A 22,652-nucleotide genomic window follows, 5' to 3' on the forward strand; every position below is an offset into this window, starting at 1 on the left:
AACTCACGGGTAAAAGTATCCCTCTATGATTACAGATTCGTTAACACAAAGTTGTTATATGATTAAATTTTGGTAAAAGCTGACCGGGGTAATAACAGACTCCAGCCAGCTCTTCAAATATATACATTAATTAAAATATTGCCTCTTGATTACAGAGTTACTCCCGACTTAAATATGGCTATTTCCTTAAAGCCTGTCTCTTCATGTTTCAGATGCTTGCCATCACAAACTTCGACCGTAAAGTTGATAAAATCATTCAAAACGGTTTCCATACTACGCCCTTCGAGCAAGGTTCCGGCATTGAAGTCTATCCAGTTCTGCTTGAAATTATACAACTTACTATTGGTGGATATTTTCATTGTAGGAACAAAAGCACCGAATGGAGTACCGCGGCCTGTTGTAAACAGCACTATCTGACAACCCGACATAGCCAGAGCCGATGCGGCTACAAGGTCGTTACCCGGTGCATTCAGCAGGTTAAGGCCATGTTTTACTACCGGCTGGCCATAATCCAGCACATCCACGACTTCCGAATTGCCACCTTTTTGGGTACAACCCAGCGATTTATCTTCAAGGGTAGTAATGCCCCCGGCTTTATTCCCCGGTGAAGGATTTTCATATATCGGCTGGTCGAACTTGCGGAAGTAATGCTTGAAGTTATTGATTAACAACACTGTATCATCAAAAACTTTTTTTGTCTCCGCACGGTTCATCAGGATAGTTTCGGCTCCGAACATTTCGGGCACTTCGGTAAGGATACTTGTTCCCCCCTGTGCTATCAGCCAGTCGGAGAACTGCCCGACCAACGGATTGGCTGTAATGCCGGAAAAGCCGTCGCTACCACCACACTTCAATCCTACTTTCAGTTTCGATAATGGAAGTGGTTCGCGTTTGTCGTTACGCATATTCTCCACCAGTTCCTTCATCAGCTGAAAACCTGTTTCTATTTCATCCTGTACTTCCTGTGCAATAAGAAATTTAACCCGCTTATCGTCCCATTCGCCCATTACTTTTTTGAAGTCCTTCTGCTGATTGTTTTCACAACCGAGGCTCATTACCAATACGCCGCCTGCATTAGGATGTTTGGCCAGTGCCGCCAATGCCTTCTGGGTATTGACATGATCGTCACCAAGCTGGGAGCAGCCGTAGTTATGAGTATAGACACGTATATCGTCTATATGGGAAACATCCAATTCGCTTTTTATACGGTTAATGATAGCTTGTGCCTGTCCATTGACACAGCCTACGGTAGGGACAATCCACAGTTCGTTGCGGATACCCATTTCGCCATTGTAACGCAGATAACCGTTTATTGTGAGGTTACTCTTCTTTATATGCAGTTTCGGATGAACCGGAACATAAGTATATTGGAGATCATCATGCAAATTGGTCTTTACATTATGAGTATGTACATGCTCTCCGATATGAATATCAATTGTAGCATGCCCTATCGGATAACCGTATTTGACAACGTCTTCATTCTCTTTTATTTCGTCTATTGCGAATTTATGACCTGTGGGGATCGCATTCTTGATAGTGACTTTTTTGCCGTCTATATCCAAAATGACACCTTCATTCAGGTCTTCTATTGCCACACAAACATTGTCTGCAGGGGCTATTTTAAGATATTTATTCATTTCTGTTTTCTCCTTCTTTTTCTATTATTAGTTGACAAAGTTGACACTTTTTCAATATTTTTTTAGTTGTCACTTTTTACTTTGTATAAAAGGTAACAAAGGTTACAACCTTTTCAGTTAACAGTGAACAGTCATCAGTTAACAACTTGTATCTTGTATCTCGTATCTTGTATCTTGTATCTTGTATCTTGTATCTTGTTTACTCGTAACTTGTAACTGTTAAAAGGTAACAAAAGTAACACTCTTTGCATACTTTTCTATTTTGTCGCTTTTCAGTAAGCAACGGCTTTGCCGGACATTGTATCAAAGAACTGTAAGGCGGCGGTTAAAAACCGGAGCTCCATTATATAGATAAAGTTTTCAGTTTTAGATCAATCTACTCCTGACAGAAGCCAGTATATCCATATATTCTTCATCCGACAAATAAACCTTCCGGGGATTCATCGTAAAAGTAGAACCAAAATCCGGGCCATCCGTATATTTAGGTACTAAGTGCATATGCAGGTGGGGCAATTTGTCGGAGTAAGCGCCATAATTTATTTTAGCAGCGGCGAATATATCTTTCAATGCCTTTGCTACTTTATTGACATCCTGCATATATGACAAAAGTACATTATCATCCAGTTCGTATAATTCCTTTGCATGACCTTCATAAGCGACAATACACCGTCCCAGATAGGTTTGTTCCCTGAAGAGGTATACGGTAGAAACATCCAGTCTACAAATTTCAATCATCAGATCGTATTGAGTCTGATTTTTATTGCAATATAAACAATCGTTATTCATAATCGTTCATATGTATATTGTTGATTGTGGGCAATGAATTGATCCCATTACCCACAACTACTAAATTTATTATCAATTAATTAAAGACTGTAATGCAGCCGGCATACCTTCACTTAAGATCAATTCCGCATCCTTGGATACTTCGTCGATAAACTGAGGCACTTCGGAGAAGTTTTCTTTCCACATTTCCTTATTGTTCACAATGGCCGTTACCCATCCTTTAATATTGTTTTTATCGTATGTCTTTTGAATAAATTCGATAAACTCAGGGGTATCATTCGGCGTGAAGTTTTTTGCAGCAGACTGTCCTGTATAAAGCACCAGTAGCGCAGCAAAAGAGAATGTAGTCAGTTTTGCATTCTTATCCAGTTTCTTACAACAGTCATATACAGTAGGATAATCCCGCGTCTCCCATTTTGAAATGGAGTTTAAAGAGATATCTTTCAGATAATGTTTCAGATACGGATTGTAGAAGCGTTCCAATATTTTGGCGGCAAAGGCTTTCAGTTCTTCCGGATCTTCGCCGATACATGGCAATACTTCTTCGGCCACCATCTTATTGATATATTTCTCTACTTCGGGTGTATTGAATGCATCCATCACCGTTTCGCAACCAAGCTGGAGAGCCACAGGCACCATAGCTGTATGGGAGCCGTTAAGGATACGTACTTTCTTGGCGCGGAAGGCTTTGATATCATCCATAAACAGGACATTCAGCCCGGCTTTGTCTAACGGAAATTTCTCTTTAATGATGCTGTCGCCACCAATAGCCCATACGTGGAAATATTCACCTTTTACGACAAGGTTATCATCGAAGCCGATCTCAGCCTTGATTTCATTGATATTCTCACGAGGGAAACCCGGTACAATACGGTCTACCAATGTATCATAAAAATGGCATGCGGTATTTACCCACTCGATAAAACCCGTTTCCAGATTATTGAACCTAGCGTGTTTAAGTACATATTCGCGAAGTGTGGAGCCGTTATCTTCGATCAGTTCGCAGCAGATAATAAGAAGACCTTTATCTTTTGCACCATTAAATTTCTTATATCGTTTATGTAATAAGGCCGTCATTTTAGCAGGGAACGATTTCGGAGGCTCTGCCGTAAGGTCGTCTCCTTCTTCGTAGCGAATACCGGCTTCTGTGGTATTGGAAATTATCATTTCAAGTCCATCACTCAGAAATAGCTTTTCGTATTCCGCATACTGGCTGTAAGGATTCATGATATCCATGATGCTTTTTACCAAAGCAACTTCTTTTACAGGCTTCTTGTCTTTTATACCTTCGAGGTAAACATGGTACATGCTGTCCTGGTCTTTGAACATCTTTACCATATTCTCACCACCGCCTATCGGCTGTACGGCGATGATACCATGGTTCATTACACCTGCGTTGTTTGCCTTGTCGATCATCCAGTCTACAAAGGCCCGAAGGAAGTTCCCTTCGCCGAACTGAAGGATTTTTACCGGTAAGTCTTTTTTTTCTACTGTTGTTTTATTAAGTGGCTTCATGATATAAGTTGTTATTATAGTTGATTCTTAATTCTTAATAGTATATGTTATCGGATTATTCAAGCGGGCCAGCACCTCATCTATACATTTCATAAAATCGTCTTTGGTGACAACCGGCTCTTTGTCCAGTTCCCATGTAGGCATAAAATAATATTCCACATAGCCGTTATCAGGTTCAAGTACCAATACATGATTCAGTTCATCGCTTGTTATCTCCTTAATTTGCCGTGTGTGCGCAAACACAACAAGACCCTGCATATCGTTATTCAGGCTTTGCTTACCAAAAGTAGCTATGTAAGACCATTTACTGTCCTTATTATTGCTAACGATAAGTTCCGCGTCTTTTATTTTTATAATCCCTGTTGCAATATCGATATTTTTATTCACGAGCAACTCCATACGTGAAGCACGGCTACCTGCATCGATGGAAATGAGTGAAGTAAGATCACATTTTTCGCCGTTGGCATCCCATCCGTAATAAATTGTTTTTACCTGCGACCGTATTTTACCATCGGCAGGAATAAAACAGGTCATACTGTCTTTCTTTTCTACACGGACAGCTTTTTGTCCGTTCCAGACAGCGATAGTTCCAATTCCCAGAGCGGTTCCAACTTTCATATTATCCATTCCCCAGTCTGCCATCCGGTGATAATTATCAAATCCATCGACACCTACAGCAGGAAGGACAATATCCGAAGTCTTTTTACCGAATACATCAATCGCATTACGGTTATCCAGATAGAAACGGAAAGCAACTTTATCGCTCTCCCAACCCGGACCTTCGTATTTGATATAATAGGAATGATCCCTGAACGTTCCGGGTAGACTTATATAATTGGGTTTCACCCACGAGTAACCACCTTCGTATTTATGTCCTTCGAAGTGCCCGCCTATTTTGTGAGATAATTCCGCATAGCTACGCTTGGGATAAGCATCGGCCGTACCCGGCCGTACCGAAATAACAATTTCACTATTAGCATTGATTCTACTTACGGGCAGTATTGCCAGTTGCCGCCCTTTTACATCCGTAATTATTTCAACGGGAACATCCGTATTATTTATGGTCGCCATGTAGTTTCCTAAAGAGAGATTCAGTTCATTAACCGGGATTTCCAAAGTATAATCAATAACGGCCTGTCCCGAATTATTCTTCACGGAAATGCTTTGCGCCGACAAGAAAATGTTTATCTGTAAGAACAAAAACAGACAAATAAAAAATGACTTATTATACATACTAGAATAATTGTTCATTGGTCTTTTTTAAGGTTAGAAATTCTTATAAACGGTGTAAAAGTAAACATTATTCTGCTCCTATAGCAAATATAGGAGTAACGAATCAAATATAAAGGGGTATTTTTGACTTAATTAGTTTCACCCCGTATATTTACATTATTATGAACGATTTTTCAGGTTCTTATACTCGCTTGGAGTCATCCCATAAACGTTCTTGAAACACTGCGAAAAATATTTCGTGTCTGATATGCCTATCATAAACGAAACTTCTTTTATTGTATATTGCTGCGTTTCTATCAATTTAGCGGCATGCTTTATTTTTATATCACGGATAAACTCGATAGGCGAAAGCCCTGTAAGGCTTTTCAATTTCTTAAAGAACACCGTCCGGCTCATAGCAATGGCATTTGCAAGATCATCCACGACAAAATCACCATTATCGATATTTTCTTCCACCACCTCTTTTATCTTCCTGATAAATAATTCGTCCTGAGGAGTAATCTTGTGTCCGGATTCTTCTTTTTTCTCCGGTCCGGTGATATCCAAAGGCCTGCCCGCAGAATAAACGTCGTAAAGCCGTTTACGCTGGCGAATGATATTTTCGATTCTAGCGCGCAGATATTTTACACTGAACGGCTTGGTTATATAATCATCAGCACCATAATCCAGACTATCGAGTTTACTTTCCATATCGGTCTTTGCAGTAAGCAGGATAACAGGGATATGACTGATTTCGGTAGTAGACCGTATCTTTTGTAATAGTTCGGTACCATCCATCTCCGGCATCATAATATCACTCACTATAAAATCAGGGACATTTGCCGCGGCTTTATCATAACCCTCTTTTCCGTCCGGAGCATCCACTACATTATAATAAGGCTCCAGTATATTAACAATAAAACGCCTTAAATCGGAATCATCTTCTACGACCAGTATAGTCTCTTTCGGATTTTCTTTCTCTATCGCTCCGTCCGGTCTTCCGGGCATAATTTCTCCGGCTGATTTTTCTTTAGCATTATCGGATTCCGGCTTTTCTGTAACGGTATCTTTTGCAACAAAAGTAAAAGAAACATTCGTATCATCTTTCAGATGTTCAATCCCTGTAGGGAAAAATACGGTAAAGACAGAACCTTCATTTTCTTCGCTATCTACTACAATTTTAGCATGGTGTTTATCTGCTACTTCTTTAACAATGGACAGACCGATACCTGTACTCGGTTTGTTTTTATCTTTATTAAATGACGCAAAACGGGTAAACAATTTATTCAGGACATCTTTAGTCATCCCTCCGCCTTCATCTTTCACCTGAATGGCAACAGTATTATCTTTTTTATTACTAAAAACACTGACTTCTATCGTTTTGTCATCAGATGTATATTTGAACGCATTGGACAACAGATTAAATATTAGTTTTTCTACATTATCACGGTCTATCCAGATTTTTTCATCTCCGGCACGGTTATTAAATTCCAGTCTTATATTCTGGTATTCGGCCGTTTTCGAGAAGTTATTACAAATATCTGACACATAATCCCCAAACTGTGTCTCCTGGATATTGAGCTTCATTTTCTGTATTTTCCTGAAATCCAATATCTGATTCACCATACGCAGCATCCTGTTAGAGTTTTTCAATACCAGTTGCAATTGTGATTTTATATCGTCCGGAGTGCCTTCATTCTCTATTATATTCTCCACAGGCGATACAATCATAGTCAGCGGAGTGCGTATTTCATGTGAAATATCCGTAAAGAAGCGGGTTTTCATTTCGGTTTCTTCGTGCTCCAGCTTCACTTTATCCCGCAAACGGTAAAATACAAACAGGGTACGCAATATAGCGTACAGGACAGCAATAATGAGAATAACATACAGGAGATATGCCCAGCCTGTCTGCCAGAAAGACGGTGTTATTTCTATATTTAATATATGTTCATTGTCCATCCATATACCATCGCTATTTGTAGATTTCACCCGGAAAGTGTAATTCCCCGGCGACAGGTTTGTATAATTGGCAATCCGTTGTTTGGATGTAATAATCCACTCCTGATCAAAACCTTCCAGTTTGTAAGCGTAATTTATTCTTCTGGGTTCTATATAATCGAGGGCGACAAACTCTATATTGATAAAATTTTGTTTATGGTTCAGCTTTATATGATCCAGATCATCAATATTTGCTTTCAGTGGGGATTCTTCTCCGATAGGAACGTCTTTATTGGCAATCTGGAATTTTGTTAATGCAACATACGGCGTAAATGTGCTTTTATTAATATTCTCCGGATCGACAGACAATACGCCTTTCGAATAGCCGACATATACGATTCCCGACTGAGCTGTACACCTGGCCCCTTCCGAAAAATTCTGACCTTCTATCTGCCTGTTTATCTCGCTATAAGTTTCGAATGATTTCTTTTCCGGATCGAACTTGGTGAGATTGCCTTCCGATGTCACCCAGAGATTCCCTTTCTTATCTTCTGTAAGAGTCAATACGACATCCGAGGGTAACCCATCCTTAATAGTATATGACAGGAACTTAGCAGGGAAACCATTTTCATCTACAGCTTTAATCTCATTTACCCCGCCACCGAAAGTTGCGATATAAGTTTCACCTTTCCGGGTTGTATAAATATCGTAGACGTCATTTTCGCTAATGCTTTCATTATCCCCCGGTATCCGTGTATAAAACTTGTAATCGATAGTATTCACCGAACCGAAACCAGACGAAAACATGATAAGTCCCAATGTTGTACCCACACATATATTCCCGTATTTATCGGCACTCATTGCCCTGATCTGTGAACCATATTGAAACGGATAATTCTGAAGGTCGTTCCTGTGATTCAGGAAGTGATCTTTTGCTTCATCCAACAAGTTAAGTCCGCCACCGTACGTTCCCACCCAGATTCGCTTCTTATTATCCTGAAATATAGCATATACACTATTGTTGCTCAGGCTGTATATATTATCATCGGAATGTTTATATTGTATTATCCTGTATGTATTATTTACCGGGGTAAGCTTGTATATCCCCTCACCTTTTGTTCCTATCCAGATATTCTTAGCGACATCTTCCATTATACAATACGCCACACCTTCCAGGGGCTTACCGTATCCTATCTTTCCATTGCTGCATATATATCCCTGCTGTGTTAATGATTGGTCATAGACAAATATTTTTCCTCCTTTTGTAGATACCCATAAATTTTTATTACTGTCTTCGAATATACTGCGTATATCATTATTTATCATGGAATGGATATTCGGATCGACTATTATCGTCTTAAATACTTCATCGTTAAATATAACTTTATCCAATCCATGAGACCGTGTACTCAGCCAAAGGTTTCCCTGCTTGTCGGAAAAAGCAGTGTGCATTACATTCGAAAACCTCCAGGTTGGCGAATATGGCTCGTTAAAAAAGGGAATCAGGCTATCTTTTTGAGGATCATAACTGGAAAATCCTCCCCCCCGGGGATGCACCCATAAGCGGTTTTCTATATCCTCAAAAATAAAAAAATTAGAAGGAAATACATTCGAGACAACACTTTCTATCTTCATCCGGAAGTGCTTTATTATCCCTGTTTCCGGGCTGAATTTTGAAACTCCCGCCTGGTCCGATTCAAACCATATATTCTTCGACCTGTCAATGTAACAGGATATAATATGATTAGTAGACATCCCGGCCAGAGTCGATACATCATATTTCTTCAAGTTCTTGGAATTACGGTTATAAATAAAGAAACCGTCACTCCTTGTAGCAATCAATACCTGATTATTATCAATATTCCGGATATGACTAATATATGAATCAGTGCCGGTCTGTAATAAATCCGACTGCCCATTCCCTCTATTATATATCCATATTTTTCCGTTGTCAGACCCGAACCATATTCTGCCCTCCTGCTCCATTACAGAATAAAAACTCTGAGCGGGCTTGGATTCTATATAAATCTTATCCGAGAAAAAACTGGTTATCTTATTGTCTTTAGATAAGAGATAAAGTCCGTTGTCGGTAAGTATCCAGCTATTGAGGTCCGTATCTTCATATACTTCATATATCTTATTACTATTCAATTTGCCATTTTCCTTATTAAAAGTCTCTATCATAAATGTTGAGTCTGTAACACAAACACAGCCCATGTTATCGGACAACAGCCAGACTTTACCTGATTGCATCGTTTCTATCTTGGTAGCGATAAAAGTAAGGTTCTCATATCCTTTCAGCGACCTTATTCCCATAAAAGTTTCGGTATGAGGATCAAACCGGTGAGGCTCCCGGTCATATGGGAGCGCCCATATATACCCGTATTTGTCTTCGTATATATTATCTATGCGATTACTGCGCATATGATATTTGTCTCCCTGTTGAATCCTGTATGTATAAAAATTGTATCCGTCGAAACGACAAAGCCCATTCCATGTAGAAAACCACATAAAACCTTTTTTATCCTGTACAATACTCATTATGGTATGCTGCGGCAATCCATCTTCAGGCCCGTAATGTTCAAAGAAACATTTTTGCTGGGCAGAAGCAGATATAGCAACACACAGAACGAATAGAAAACAATAGAAGCGATTCAAATTCATGGCACCAACAGGTTTTGTACAAATATAAGCAGTTTTAAATAAAATGCTGTAAGATACGGGAGCAAGTCAATTCATCCCCCTTAAAAAAATATTTTACCACCCCTTTGCTCCGGAAATGATATATACATTGCATTCGAAATCTAATAACATCATTTAAATAGAAAAACAAATATTTATCAATGGCTAAAAACATATAAACTATCTATTTAAAGAAAAGTATAACTAAATTTAATAAGGAAAAACTAGACTGATAAAACGACCTTATCCTTTCGGATACAATTTTTAAAGAAATACAAATCATAAATCTAAACAACCATGCAAAAGACAATCAAAAGAATTTTGTCTCTTATTTGTATCTCAATGTTTCTGTTATGCGGACAAAACGTATATGCCCAGCAACGTGAGATAAAAGGGACAGTAACCGATACTCAGGGTGATCCTCTGGTTGGTGTTACGGTTTCAATCAAAGGTACGACCAAAGGCACAATGACCGATATCGATGGTAAGTACACACTTTCTGTCAGTAATACTGACAAAACCCTTTCGGCATCATATATCGGTATGAAACCGAATGAAAAACCAATTACAGGAAATATAATCGACTTTGTAATGGAAGACCTTAGTTCCGAACTGGATGAGGTGGTAGTTATCGGATATGGAACAGTTGCAAAAAAAGATCTGACAGGTTCTGTGGCTTCCATTGGCTCTAAAGATATCGGCTCTATTCCTGTATCCAGTGCTGTTGAGGCTATGACTGGCAGACTGGCGGGAGTAAACATTACTACCACAGAAGGCTCTCCCGACGCAGATATAAAAATCCGGGTGCGGGGTGGAGGCTCACTGTCTCAGGACAATTCTCCACTATATATTGTAGACGGATTTCAGGTTTCAAGTATCAGCGATATTGCACCCACTGAAATACAAAGCATCGATGTATTGAAAGATGCCTCTTCTACAGCCATATACGGTGCACGCGGCGCAAATGGTGTAATCATCATTACAACTAAAAGTGGCCATGAAGGAAAAACCAGAGTCGACTTCGGAGCATATTTCGGTATAAGAAAAGTTGCTAAAATGACTAAAGTGATGAGTCCGTATGACTTTGCTTACTACCAGTACGAATTAGGCAATACCGACTATGGAGATTTTCAGGATCTCGATATCTGGAAATCTATAGAAGGAAACGTTTTTCAGGACGAAATTTTCGGACGCACCGGCAACCAGACACAATATAATGTAAATGTAAGCGGTGGGACTAAAGATATAAAGTACAGCGTAAGTTATGCCCATAACGAAGAAAAAAGCATCATGTTGGGCTCCGGCTTCAAGAAGGATAATATTAATGCAAAAATCAATACTAACCTGAACCAATGGTTGAGTCTGGACTTCAATGGACGCTTGAGTTATACATCTGTAGATGGCTTGAGTGGAGGTGCTGATACAAACGAATCGAATGCAGCTAATTCTATCGTTGCCAATTCGGCCCGTTTCCGTCCTGTTAATCCAATATCCAGCAATACGGACGATGAAGAAAACAATACCTCATCCCAGAAAAATCCATTGGAACGTTTACTAGCTACATACAAAAGACGTAACACATTCAATCAGAATTATAACGCAGGGTTGAACTGGAAACCGACAAAGGAACTTACTTTCCGTTCCGAATTTGGTTATGGCTGGAAATATGACGATACAGACCAAATCTGGTCTGCCGATGCTGTTCAAAACTCAAAACTGAAATATGACGGGCAACCTCAGGCTATATTGTTAAGAACTACAACCAAGAACTGGCGGAATGCAAATACAGTGACTTACGATAATAAGAAAATGTTTGACGGACGCGACCACTTGAATATATTATTAGGACATGAAGTCTCCAGCAGCCAGGCAAAATCAGTTGAAAACACATCTGTGGAATTTCCTGCTTCTATGACTATTGCTGAAGTGAAGGCTAACATGTCGGCGGGAACTCCACTACCTACAATTACGACAATAGGAGCAAAAGAGAATATGTTATCTTTCTTTGGCCGTGTAAATTATACAATGCTGGGTAGATATTTATTCACCGCGACAATGCGGGCCGATGGCTCCAGTAAGTTTGCCCAAGGTAACCAATGGGGTGTTTTCCCTTCTGCAGCATTGGCTTGGCGAATGTCTGACGAAGAATTCATGAGTAGTACCAATAGTTGGTTATCAAATATGAAATTCCGTCTGAGCTTTGGTACTGCAGGTAATAACCGTATTAAGTCAGGTTTGACAAATACCACTTATTCTATGGCCAGCAATACATCAAAAGCCCCTTTCTTTAATGATAACCGCACCAGTATGCTGGAGGTAGGTAAAACTTTATACAATCCCGACCTGAAATGGGAAACAACTGTTACCCGTAACTTCGGTATCGATTATGGCTTCCTGAACAATCGTGTTTCCGGTACTTTAGACTTATATTGGAATACAACCAGGGATTTGCTGATGCAAACGGTAATCCCGTCAAATACGGGCTACGACAATCAATTCCAGAATTTTGGACAGACATCGAACAAGGGCGTCGAACTAGCAGTGAATGCCGTATTGGTAGATCAAAAGAATTTCAATCTGAACTTTAACTTCAACATATCTTACAACAGGAGTAAAATTGACAAGCTACCTATAGAAAGTTCGTGGCAAAGCAGTAACTGGGCAGGCAGCACTCTTTACAAATACGAAGATTTCCGTGTGGAAGAGGGCGGACGCCTCGGTGAAATCTGGGGTTATAAGACCAATGGATACTTTACGGCATACGACCCGAATACTAACCCCAACGGCGAATTGGTATTGAATGGTACAAACTGGGTATTGAGAGATGGTATTGTTGACAACAGTAAAACCATAACCGGAGGTAACTACTATCCGGGTGCATTAAAAGTCGAATGTGACGAAAACGGAGAGCCTCTCAAACAGAGATTGGGCAACACCATAGCTCCTGTTACTGGTGGTTTTGGGTTCAACGGTAATATAGGTAATTTCGATTTCAACGTATTCTGTAACTATTCCATTGGAAACAAAATCATAAACGGGAACAAACTGGCATTAGCTTTCAACACTGGATCTGCAAAAGGTTATAACCTCAATGACGATTTTGCGATAAACAACCGTTATACATGGATTGACCCCGCAACAGGAATGAATCTTGGTAAAATAAGCAATTCTACGATATCTTATTACGGAAGTGCCGATGCTGTAGCTGCACGCCTGAATGAAATAAATGCAGGAGCCAGTATATACAACCCGGCTGCTGTTACCAATATGCAATTGATAGATTATGCCGTAGAGAATGCCTCCTTCCTGCGTATAAACAATGTGACTATAGGCTATAACTTTCCTAAGACATGGGTAAGAAAAGCCTTTATACAAGATGTAAGAATCTACTTAACAGGCTACAATCTTCTGTGTATCACAGATTATTCAGGATCTGACCCTGAAGTGGACACCAGTAGCAAGAGAAATCCTATGACTCCGGGTGTTGACTATGCATCATATCCAAAAAGCCGTTCTTTTGTAGCCGGTATAAATGTATCATTCTAATTTCTAAAGAAGAAAAACGATTATGAAAAATATAATTAAAACAATAGCATTGTCTGCCGGTATACTGGGCTTATCTGCCTGCTCCGATTTTTTAGACCAGAGTTCACCGTCAGAACTAACAAAAGACCTTGTTTTTGAATCGACATATTACACCGGGTTAACAATAAATAAACTCTATGGAGAGATGACCCTGGACCAAACTTACTCACAATATATTCCTATCGTATGGGGAACAAACACCGATTGTGAACTGATAGACGGATTAGGCGGGGATGCAACCAATACTGCTAACGAACGTGGTAATATGAATTACAATGCCAGCCCGGGTTGGGGGAATATTGCCAAACTATGGGACGCTATGTATGGTATGATCGAAAATGCCAACCTTACTATAGAAGGCATCAATAGCAGCACCCTGGCCCAATCGGGAGGTAGTGATGGTAACACAATGCTTCGTTTCAAAGGTGAAGCATTAACCATTCGTGCTATGCTGTATTTTGACCTGATTCGCTTCTTTGGAGACGTACCGTTGAAACTTGAATCTTCGAAATCCGATTTAAGTAATGCCTATCTCGAAAAAACAGACCGGGATGAGATCATGGACCGGTTGATTACAGATCTGGAGGAAGCCATCGGGCTTCTCCCCTGGGCCGGAGAGGTTTCTTCTTACACTACCGAACGTGTAACCAAAGGCTATGCACATACATTATTAGCTAATATCGCCCTGACACGTGGCGGATGGGCTATCCGTGAGAAATCTAAAAGTGGTTATATCACCGCCACTGAAAATAGCGATGGAACCTACCCCACTCAGCGTTGCGACGATGCTACCCGTAAATCCATGTATGAGTTGGCTTTGACTCATTTATCTGCTGTTATTACCAATAACACCCATAAATTGAACCCTTCGGTCGAAGACCAATGGTACTTACTCAACCAGAGCCGACTGGACCAGACTTATCGTGAGAATATATTCGAAATCCCAATGGGATTAGGAGTAAGCAGTGAACTTGGTTATACGATAGGGGTACGTATCAATGGAGCCAGTGCTCAATACGGAGAAAAAGGCAACTCATCCGGAAAGCAAAAAGTTACCGCTCCTTTCTTCTGGTCATTTGACAAAAACGACCTGCGCCGTGACATTACATGTGCCCATGTACAATTGAAAGAAACCAATGGAGTATTGGAAGAATCCACGATAGGCAATGCGCCGTTTGGCATTTACGTCGGGAAGTGGGATATCCGCAAAATGAGCGAAGAATGGCGTAATGTGGCAATCGCTACGGGCAATGCAAAATGGATGAGTGGTATCAATGTAGTAAGGATGCGCTATCCGCAAGTATTGCTAATGTATGCGGAAGTAATGAACGAATTGGCCGGCCCCGATGGAGGCTATACTAATTCGGCCGGGCTGACAGCCCGTCAGGCATTAGGCGAAGTACATTCCCGAGCGTTCAATGATACACATAAAAGTGTCGCGGAAGAATATGTTGCAAACATTCCTGCTGACAAAGATTCTTTCTTCCATGCAATAGTTGATGAAAATGCTTGGGAACTGGCTGGTGAAGGATTCCGCAAATTTGATTTGATCCGCTGGAATCTGTTAAGCAAAAAGATTGATGAATTCAAGGCTAACTATGAAGAACAACTGGCTAACAAATATCCTGAAAAAATCTATTTCAATTACACTGATGTATCAAAAACAGTCATCGACATGTCCAGTGTAACATGGTATGAAACGCCGGCCAACACAGGTAACTATGATGCTAATGCATCATTCTTCGGAGCCGAAAGGACTGCTGCTACCCAGACGCAGTTAAAAACCAATCTGCCGTCTATTTCATCCGGATTGAATTCAACGGTAAGAAACCGTTACTTATTGCCATTGGCTTCGACAACGATTTCGGCATCTAACGGAAAATTGCAAAATTCATATGGATACAGCAATTAATAGTGTACAAAAAAATAAAATGAGCAAGATGAAAAAAATAAAATATATAATCGGTCGGGGAGCATTCATGCTTCTGACCATATTTGCCACTGTGTCTTGTACAGATGGAAATGACTGGGATGTAGACAACTCATACGATCGTTTGTTCAGTGTCACATCTTCATCATTGAGCATTTCTCCCGAAGCTACAACAGCAGAATTCAAGTGGACGAAAACTCCGGGCACCGAATATTATATAATAGAAGTCAGCAAGGATACTTTATACAACGAGGTACCCATGAATAACGCTAATAGCATTGTTTTCGGTGAAGATAAAACTATCACTCAATCTCCTTATGTATTGACAGACCTGGATAGTGACAGTAAGTACTTTATCCGTATTAAAGCCATGTCTTCGGTAAAAACCGGATCAAAATGGACTTATCCTGAGAAATTTTCGTTCAAGACTAAATCTGAACAGATAATGAACTCTGTATCAAACAGTGACAAGACATCGAGCAGTATAAGGCTATCATGGACTGCCGGAGCAACCGTTACTAAAATAGAATTGCTGAAAAACAACCTGGTAGTTCAGGAAAAAACTTTGACTGCTGATGAAATCGCCGCCGGAGAAACTACTTTGACCGGTCTTGAACCGAATACTTCTTATCAGGCCAATCTGTATAATAACATTATCAGAAGAGGCTATGCTCTCTTTATTACTTTCCCGGAAGCACCTAATGCCGACATTATACTATACCTGGCCGCTGATGATGTCATCGACCAAACATATCTGGATGGTCTGGCAACACAGTATCCGGGTAAATCGATAACTCTGGCACTAGCTGCAGACGCAACCTATACGGTAGCTGAAAAAATAACGATACCAGATGGAATGTCAATCAACTTCTTCGGTATTCCGGGGAGTAATAAAACTGCACTAAGAATTCAGGGAACTGTAGATTATGCCGGAAGTCATGATTTCATCACATTCCAGAATTTAAATCTTGATTGCCTGAATAAAGGCTATATAATGAATCAGAGTAGTGCCGGACAGGTAAATAAGATTGAGTTTGATGACTGTCTTATTCAGAATATAGCGACAAGTTTTTTCCGTATGCAGAGTACGCCGATAAAAGTTGTCAACTCACTGGTTCTTAACAATTGTATCTTCCGTAATATAGGTAGCGGTTACTTCTTTATTCATATCGATGCTAATTCAGGAAGTGGCGTATTAAAGAATCTTACTATAAGCAATTCTACCTTCAATAAAGTATGTGCATCAGGGAAAGGATTTATTTACAGCAATAAGACCAATATGGAGAGTCTGACTATAAGCAATTGTACCTTGTATAAAGTAGCAGGAGCCAGCCAGCGTTTTATTGATTTTAACACTGGTTATGGAGCTACGACCTTCAGTATTAGCAATACGATATTAGGTATGACTGGTGATGCGACAACCTTAGGTATCCGTTCCGTACCTGCTCCATCTATAAACTCTACATATGCGACAAGTAATTGGGCTCAAACTAGTGACGCCGTTACTTACTCTACATATAACGGTACTGCAGCCGACTTATTTACAGATCCTGAGAATGGCGATTTCTCAATTAAAGACGGCTCGTTCAACAATAATATCGGAGATCCCAGATGGCGTTAATAAATAATTAATATACAACATAGAGGAGGATATAATATCCTCCTCTATCTAAAAAAAAGTAATGATATGAATTTTTTGACAAAAATGTCTTTTGTCCTTCTATGTATTTTGCTTTCTGTAAGCACAGTAAAGGCTGAAAACAGATATAACTATCTCTATAAAGACCTGCCATTCAAAATGCCGGTCATCCAACGTCCAGTATTTCCAGACAATAAAGTATCAATTACCGACTTTGGCGGAGTCGCTGATGGAATAACCCTGAATACCGAAGCTTTTGCAAAAGCAATAGATGCTCTGTCTAAGAAAGGAGGCGGAACTCTTTTCGTCCCTTCCGGAGTATGGTACACAGGCCCCATTGTTTTCAAATCAAATATAAATTTGCATTTAGAAAAAGGAGCGCTTATATTGTTTTCTGCCGATTTCAATCTGTATCCGCTTGTCAACACAGTTTTCGAAGGTCTGGATACACGCCGCTGCCAATCGCCAATATCAGGACGTAACCTTGAAAATATAGCCATAACAGGTAAAGGTTCCATCAACGGATCAGGCGAAGCCTGGCGTCCCCTGAAGAAAAGTAAAGTGACAGAAATCCATTGGAAAAAAGTAATCACCTCCGGAGGTGTGGTGAAAGATGATAACTACTGGTTCCCATCAAAAGGTTCTCTGAAAGGACTTGAGATAAGCGACATGAATGTCCCCCGCCAAGACCTGACCGAAGCGGAATGGATGGAAATAAAAGACTTTCTCCGCCCGGTAATGGTGAGCTTCATCGAATGTAAAAATGTATTACTGGAAGGTGTTTTGTTCGAAAATTCGCCAAGCTGGAATATACATCCACTGATGTGCGAGAACGTTATTTTAGACAATGTAATGGTACGAAATCCGGGATATGCTCAGAATGGAGACGGTCTGGATCTGGAATCATGTAAGAATTCGATTATAGTAAATAGTATTTTCGACGTTGGTGACGATGCTATCTGTATCAAATCGGGAAAAGATGAAGACGGTCGCCGACGTAACCGACCGACCGAAAATGTGTTGATAGATAATTGCAAAGTTTTCCAGGGACACGGAGGCTTTGTTGTAGGCAGTGAAATGTCGGGTAGTGTCAGGAATATATCGGTGTCCAACTGCCAGTTCCTCGGAACAGACGTAGGTCTGAGATTTAAAAGCTGCCGTGGCCGTGGCGGTGTGGTGGAAAATATTTATATTAGAGACATAAATATGTTTGACATTGCAACCGAATCATTCCTTTTCGACCTTTATTATGGCGGCAAATCGGCGGTAGAATCGCTTGAAGATGGTGATACCATACCTGTAACATCTACCATCCTGGCGGTGGACGAAACAACTCCCGCGTTCAAAAATATTTATGTAAAGAATCTTGTTTCGCGAAATGCACGCCGGGCTATGTTTTTTAACGGTCTGCCGGAAATGAAGATTGAAAATATAAATGTGGAAGATGTTACTATCACGGCAAAGATCGGAGCCGAACTTGTGGAATCGAAAGATATTCATTTCAAAAATGTAAAAATCGTGCCGGCACAGGGGGCGGCTCTTATTCTCCGGAATGTAGAGAATGTGACCATTTCGGATTTTAAATTCCCTGCATCTCTAAAAGAAGTGGTAAATATAAGCGGCGATAATAAAGATATACATTTGCCAAAAACGATAGATAAGACTCTTATTAAAGAAACAAAATAAAAGAAAGGTGAAACAGGCATGAATATTAAACTACTTATTTGCTTATTGTCTATAGCTTCCATCGCATCAATGGAAGCCCAGACAAAATATTATGTCCGCCTGACCGATTCGGAAATCAAGCGAAACCCCGAATCGTGGATGCTTGATTTTTCCAAAGCTCCCAAATGGAACTATTGCCACGGACTTGAGTTGCAAGCCATATTCCAAACATGGCAAAAGACGTTCGACCAAACATATTACGACTATGTATATAGTTTTGCCGACCTCATGGTTGAGCCTGACGGGCAGATCAAGACCTACAAACCTTTGGAGTATAATATAGACCGGGTAAATTCAGGTAAGTTTCTCTTCCCTGTGTATGCGCTTACCAAACAGGAACGCTTCAGAAAAGCTCTGGATCTGATGCGCGACCAGATGCGGACACATCCGCGGACAGCCGATGGCAGTTTCTGGCACAAGAAAATATATCCGCATCAGGTATGGCTCGACGGATTATATATGGCAGGGCCATTTCTGGCAGAATATGCCAGTACTTTCAATGAGCCGGAATTATTTGATGACGTTGTTGTTCAAATATTGGATGTACATAAATACATGTATGATGCTAAAACAGGCCTTTATTATCATGGCTGGGACGAAAGCCGGCAACAACGGTGGGCAGATAAGAAAACAGGCCTATCTCCTAATTTCTGGTCGAGAAGTATTGGCTGGTATATGATGGCGATGGTAGATGTACTTGACTATCTCCCCGAAAATCATGAAAAGCGGGGCGATGTAATCAAGTTATTGCAAGACCTGTCGTCCTCTATCGAAAAATACAGGGATGAAGAAAGCGGTATGTGGTATCAGGTAACCGACCAGACAGGGCGCGAAGGTAACTATATAGAATCGAGTGCGTCGGCTATGTTCATCTATACATGGGTGAAAGGCGCTCAGAAAGGATATCTGGATAAAAGTTATCTCGAAAAAGGGAAAATAGCCTATAACCAGTTTGTAAAAAGATTTATAAAAGACAATGGAGACGGTACCATTTCACTCACAGATGGTTGTAGCGTTGCCGGACTAGGCGGCGAAAAGAATTATCGCGACGGAAGCTACGAATACTATATCAATGAACCTGTAAGAGATAACGACCCTAAAGCTGTAGGACCATTCATTATGCTTAGTGTATTATTGGATAAATAATTTTAATCTCAAGATTTCAGGTTTCAAAATTTCAAGATTAAATATAAATATAGGAGTAAGAAACAATCTTGAAACCTGAAATTTTGAAATTTTGAAATCAAATATGAAAAAACTTATACTACTTCTCTTCTTTTCACTTTGTCTGGCCTTTGCTTATAGCCAGACTCCCGCATTCCCCGGTGCAGAAGGGGGCGGAATGTACACCTCCGGAGGCAGGGGAGGCAAAGTATATTACGTAAACTCTCTCGAAGATACAATAACGGGTAATAAGAAAACTCAGGAAGGAACACTTCGCTGGTGCCTGAAAAGACCGGGGGCAAAAACAATCCTTTTTAAAGTTGCCGGTATTATCCGCTTAAAATCGAAACTGCAAATATCCGACAGTACCACTATTGCGGGACAGAGTGCACCCGGTGATGGTATCTGTATCGCGGATTACCCGGTAAGGGTAGAAGGTAATAATGTTATAATACGTTATATGCGTTTCCGGCTCGGAGACTTACAAAAAGTACAGGATGATGCGTTATATGGTTTCCGCAACAAGGATATTATCATAGATCACTGTTCTATGAGCTGGAGTACGGATGAATGTTCCTCGTTTTATGACAACGAGAATTTCACCATGCAATGGTGTATCATCTCCGAAAGTTTACGGGGGTCGGTTCATCAGAAAGGGAGTCATGGCTATGGAGCAATATGGGGTGGAAAAAAAGCATCGTATCATCACAATCTGCTGGCACATCACGACAGCCGCAATCCGCGTATGTGCGGAAGCCGTTACAGTAACCAGCCTGAGCTGGAACTGGTAGATTTCAGAAACAATGTAATATATAACTGGGGAAGTAACAGCGGATATGCAGGGGAAGGCGGCAGGTATAATTTTGTCAACAACTACTACAAACCTTCTCCCACTTCCTCAAACCCCGACAGGATATTTTCACCGAATGCCGATGACGGAACAAACAAACAGGTCAAAGGGATATGGGGTAAGTTCTTCCTTGAGGGAAATTATTTCCCTGAAAATGAAAAAGTAAACAAAAACAACCTGATAGGTTTACAACCTAATCCATCATCTAAGGATATTAAGGATATCGTAGTGGACAGACCTTTCGATGTACCTTATACAACAACAGATAATGCAAAGGATGCTTATAAAAAAGTATTGGCAAATGCCGGAGCCAGTCACATACGGGATAAAACAGATACAAGAGTAGTGAACGAGACTGCCAGAGGATTAACTCCAGTCAGAGCCTCGGGTAGACTTGGAACCAAACCGGGCCTGATTGATTCACAAAATGATGTGGGCGGATGGGAAACATATATCTATGACCCTGCAACCGTGCCCGTCGATTCAAATATAGATGGCATTCCGGACGGATGGCTGGAAAAACATTATCCGGGCAAATTGGCAAATGATACAGACGAAGAAGGCTATACCTATCTGGAAGTTTACCTGAATAGCCTTTTAAAAGTGAAAAGTGAAAAGTGAAAAGTGTAAAATAAAAAGTGTAAAATAAAAAGTGTAAAATAATTGTCACCTTGTAACTATTATACCCCATGAAAAAACTCATTTTAGCTTGCTTGTTATTATTTTCCACCTGCTTTTATGCTCAGGAGAAAACCGAAATAACCGTCGACCGCAACGGAACCGGTGATTTCAGGAATATACAGGAAGCGATTAATTCTGTCCGCACAGCCGATCCCAGAGGAACAATAACTATATTCATCAAGAACGGAGTTTACAAAGAGAAGTTAATCGTTCCTCCGCATATCACCAATATACATTTAATCGGAGAAGACAAGGATAGAACTGTTATCAACCATGACGATCATGCGAATATAAACAAGATGGGTACTTTCAAAACATATACTTTCCTACTGAGTGGGAATGATATTACAGTGGAAAATCTCACAATAGAAAACTCTTCGGCAGAACTCGGACAGGCCGTTGCCCTGCACATCGAAGGCGACCGTGTAGTACTCCGCAATTGCCGTCTGCTCGGTCATCAGGATACGCTCTACGCGGGTAGAGACGGAGCAAGGCAATATTTTGAGAATTGCTACATCGAAGGTACTACCGATTTCATTTTCGGCCCGTCTACTGCCTGGTTCGAAAAGTGTACTATTCATTGCAAAAGGAACTCATATATTACAGCAGCCAATACACCGGAAAATATCAGATACGGATATATATTCAACAATTGTACAATCACGATGGCCAACGACATTAACGCTGTCTATCTTGGCCGTCCCTGGAGGGCTTATTCCATGACTTTGTTTATGAACTGTACCCTTCCAAAAGGAATAAAGACGACCGGATGGGACAATTGGCGCAATGCTGACAATGAAAAGACAGTCCGCTATATGGAATATAACAACAAAGGCGAGGGAGCAAATACATCAGGCCGTGTAAAATGGGCTAAAATATTATCTTCCGGCGAAGCAAAAGAATACACTATTGAAAATGTACTGAATGGCTGCGACAACTGGAATCCATTAACCAAAACATATCAGTAGTTAAAGGACAGGTGTTACTTTATTCATATAACTTTATCTATATATAAGGATAACAAGCGTGTTATATTACAAAAGGTGACAGAATGAAAAACTTTGAAAAGGTTGTTACTTTTGTTACCTTTTAACAGTTACAAGTTACGAGTAAACAAGATACGAGATACGAGTTGTTTACTGCTAACTGTTGACTGTTAACTGTAAAGGTTGTTACCTTTGTTACCTTTTAACAAGTTACAAGTTACGAGTAAACAAGATACAAGATACAAGATACAAATTGTTGACTGTTCACTGTAAAAGGTGTAACCTTTGTTACCTTTTTTGAATTGACATAATTAAAATAACC

General features: G+C 40.3%; 12 protein-coding genes. 7 read left to right on the top strand and 5 right to left on the bottom strand.

The features are described 5' to 3' along the window. Positions 1-149: 149 nt before the first annotated feature. The 5 genes from B3317_RS16055 to B3317_RS16075 all read right to left on the bottom strand — a co-directional run bounded on the left by B3317_RS16055 (position 150) and on the right by B3317_RS16075 (position 9,752). Positions 150-1,637 carry a UxaA family hydrolase gene (locus B3317_RS16055; RefSeq protein ID WP_291113435.1) on the bottom strand — a complete coding sequence of 496 codons (1,488 nt, stop codon included), beginning with the start codon at positions 1,635-1,637 and terminating at the stop codon, positions 150-152. A gap of 366 nt (positions 1,638-2,003) precedes the next feature. Beyond that, on the bottom strand, positions 2,004-2,423 hold the full coding sequence (locus tag B3317_RS16060) for an HIT family protein (RefSeq protein WP_291113437.1): 420 nt from the start codon (positions 2,421-2,423) through the stop codon (positions 2,004-2,006). 72 nt (positions 2,424-2,495) lie between these two features. Further along, positions 2,496-3,938 carry a tagaturonate reductase gene (locus tag B3317_RS16065; RefSeq protein WP_291113439.1) on the bottom strand — a complete coding sequence of 481 codons (1,443 nt, stop codon included), beginning with the start codon at positions 3,936-3,938 and terminating at the stop codon, positions 2,496-2,498. Between the two features lie 27 nt (positions 3,939-3,965). Further along, on the bottom strand, positions 3,966-5,189 hold the full coding sequence (locus B3317_RS16070) for a DUF4861 family protein (protein WP_291113441.1): 1,224 nt from the start codon (positions 5,187-5,189) through the stop codon (positions 3,966-3,968). A 141-nt stretch (positions 5,190-5,330) separates the two neighbouring features. Next, positions 5,331-9,752, bottom strand: coding sequence for a hybrid sensor histidine kinase/response regulator transcription factor (locus B3317_RS16075; protein ID WP_291113443.1), 4,422 nt, complete (start codon positions 9,750-9,752; stop codon positions 5,331-5,333). A 315-nt stretch (positions 9,753-10,067) separates the two neighbouring features. Here B3317_RS16075 and B3317_RS16080 point away from each other — a divergent pair, with 315 nt between their 5' ends. The 7 genes from B3317_RS16080 to B3317_RS16110 all read left to right on the top strand — a co-directional run bounded on the left by B3317_RS16080 (position 10,068) and on the right by B3317_RS16110 (position 22,312). Next, positions 10,068-13,316, top strand: coding sequence for a SusC/RagA family TonB-linked outer membrane protein (locus B3317_RS16080; RefSeq protein ID WP_291113445.1), 3,249 nt, complete (start codon positions 10,068-10,070; stop codon positions 13,314-13,316). Between the two features lie 22 nt (positions 13,317-13,338). Then, positions 13,339-15,267, top strand: a complete 1,929-nt coding sequence (locus tag B3317_RS16085) for a RagB/SusD family nutrient uptake outer membrane protein (RefSeq protein ID WP_291113447.1) — start codon at positions 13,339-13,341, stop codon at positions 15,265-15,267. 28 nt (positions 15,268-15,295) lie between these two features. Then, entirely contained in the window at positions 15,296-16,906 is a 1,611-nt protein-coding gene (locus B3317_RS16090; RefSeq protein ID WP_291113449.1) for a DUF5123 domain-containing protein, read from the top strand. 66 nt (positions 16,907-16,972) lie between these two features. After that, a complete protein-coding gene (locus B3317_RS16095) occupies positions 16,973-18,610 on the top strand; it encodes a glycoside hydrolase family 28 protein (RefSeq protein ID WP_291113451.1) in 1,638 nt (545 codons plus the stop codon). 18 nt (positions 18,611-18,628) lie between these two features. Further along, positions 18,629-19,795 (top strand): glycoside hydrolase family 88/105 protein, encoded by a 1,167-nt coding sequence (locus B3317_RS16100; protein WP_291113453.1) that lies wholly within the window; start codon positions 18,629-18,631, stop codon positions 19,793-19,795. A gap of 103 nt (positions 19,796-19,898) precedes the next feature. Further along, the gene (locus tag B3317_RS16105; protein WP_291113455.1) at positions 19,899-21,284 is read left to right on the top strand and encodes a pectate lyase family protein; all 1,386 of its coding nucleotides are present in this window, start codon (positions 19,899-19,901) and stop codon (positions 21,282-21,284) included. A gap of 68 nt (positions 21,285-21,352) precedes the next feature. Then, positions 21,353-22,312, top strand: a complete 960-nt coding sequence (locus B3317_RS16110; RefSeq protein WP_291113457.1) for a pectinesterase family protein — start codon at positions 21,353-21,355, stop codon at positions 22,310-22,312. The last annotated feature ends 340 nt before the right edge of the window (positions 22,313-22,652 follow it).

Source organism: Dysgonomonas sp. UBA7710, from assembly GCF_002482385.1.
Taxonomy (GTDB): Bacteria; Bacteroidota; Bacteroidia; order Bacteroidales; family Dysgonomonadaceae; genus Dysgonomonas.

Coding starts and splice junctions, on each gene's coding strand:
- B3317_RS16055 (WP_291113435.1), bottom strand. CDS start 1,637: ATGAATAAATATCTTAAAATAGCCCCTGCAGACAATGTTTGTGTGGCA.
- B3317_RS16060 (WP_291113437.1), bottom strand. CDS start 2,423: ATGAATAACGATTGTTTATATTGCAATAAAAATCAGACTCAATACGAT.
- B3317_RS16065 (WP_291113439.1), bottom strand. CDS start 3,938: ATGAAGCCACTTAATAAAACAACAGTAGAAAAAAAAGACTTACCGGTA.
- B3317_RS16070 (WP_291113441.1), bottom strand. CDS start 5,189: ATGAACAATTATTCTAGTATGTATAATAAGTCATTTTTTATTTGTCTG.
- B3317_RS16075 (WP_291113443.1), bottom strand. CDS start 9,752: ATGAATTTGAATCGCTTCTATTGTTTTCTATTCGTTCTGTGTGTTGCT.
- B3317_RS16080 (WP_291113445.1), top strand. CDS start 10,068: ATGCAAAAGACAATCAAAAGAATTTTGTCTCTTATTTGTATCTCAATG.
- B3317_RS16085 (WP_291113447.1), top strand. CDS start 13,339: ATGAAAAATATAATTAAAACAATAGCATTGTCTGCCGGTATACTGGGC.
- B3317_RS16090 (WP_291113449.1), top strand. CDS start 15,296: ATGAAAAAAATAAAATATATAATCGGTCGGGGAGCATTCATGCTTCTG.
- B3317_RS16095 (WP_291113451.1), top strand. CDS start 16,973: ATGAATTTTTTGACAAAAATGTCTTTTGTCCTTCTATGTATTTTGCTT.
- B3317_RS16100 (WP_291113453.1), top strand. CDS start 18,629: ATGAATATTAAACTACTTATTTGCTTATTGTCTATAGCTTCCATCGCA.
- B3317_RS16105 (WP_291113455.1), top strand. CDS start 19,899: ATGAAAAAACTTATACTACTTCTCTTCTTTTCACTTTGTCTGGCCTTT.
- B3317_RS16110 (WP_291113457.1), top strand. CDS start 21,353: ATGAAAAAACTCATTTTAGCTTGCTTGTTATTATTTTCCACCTGCTTT.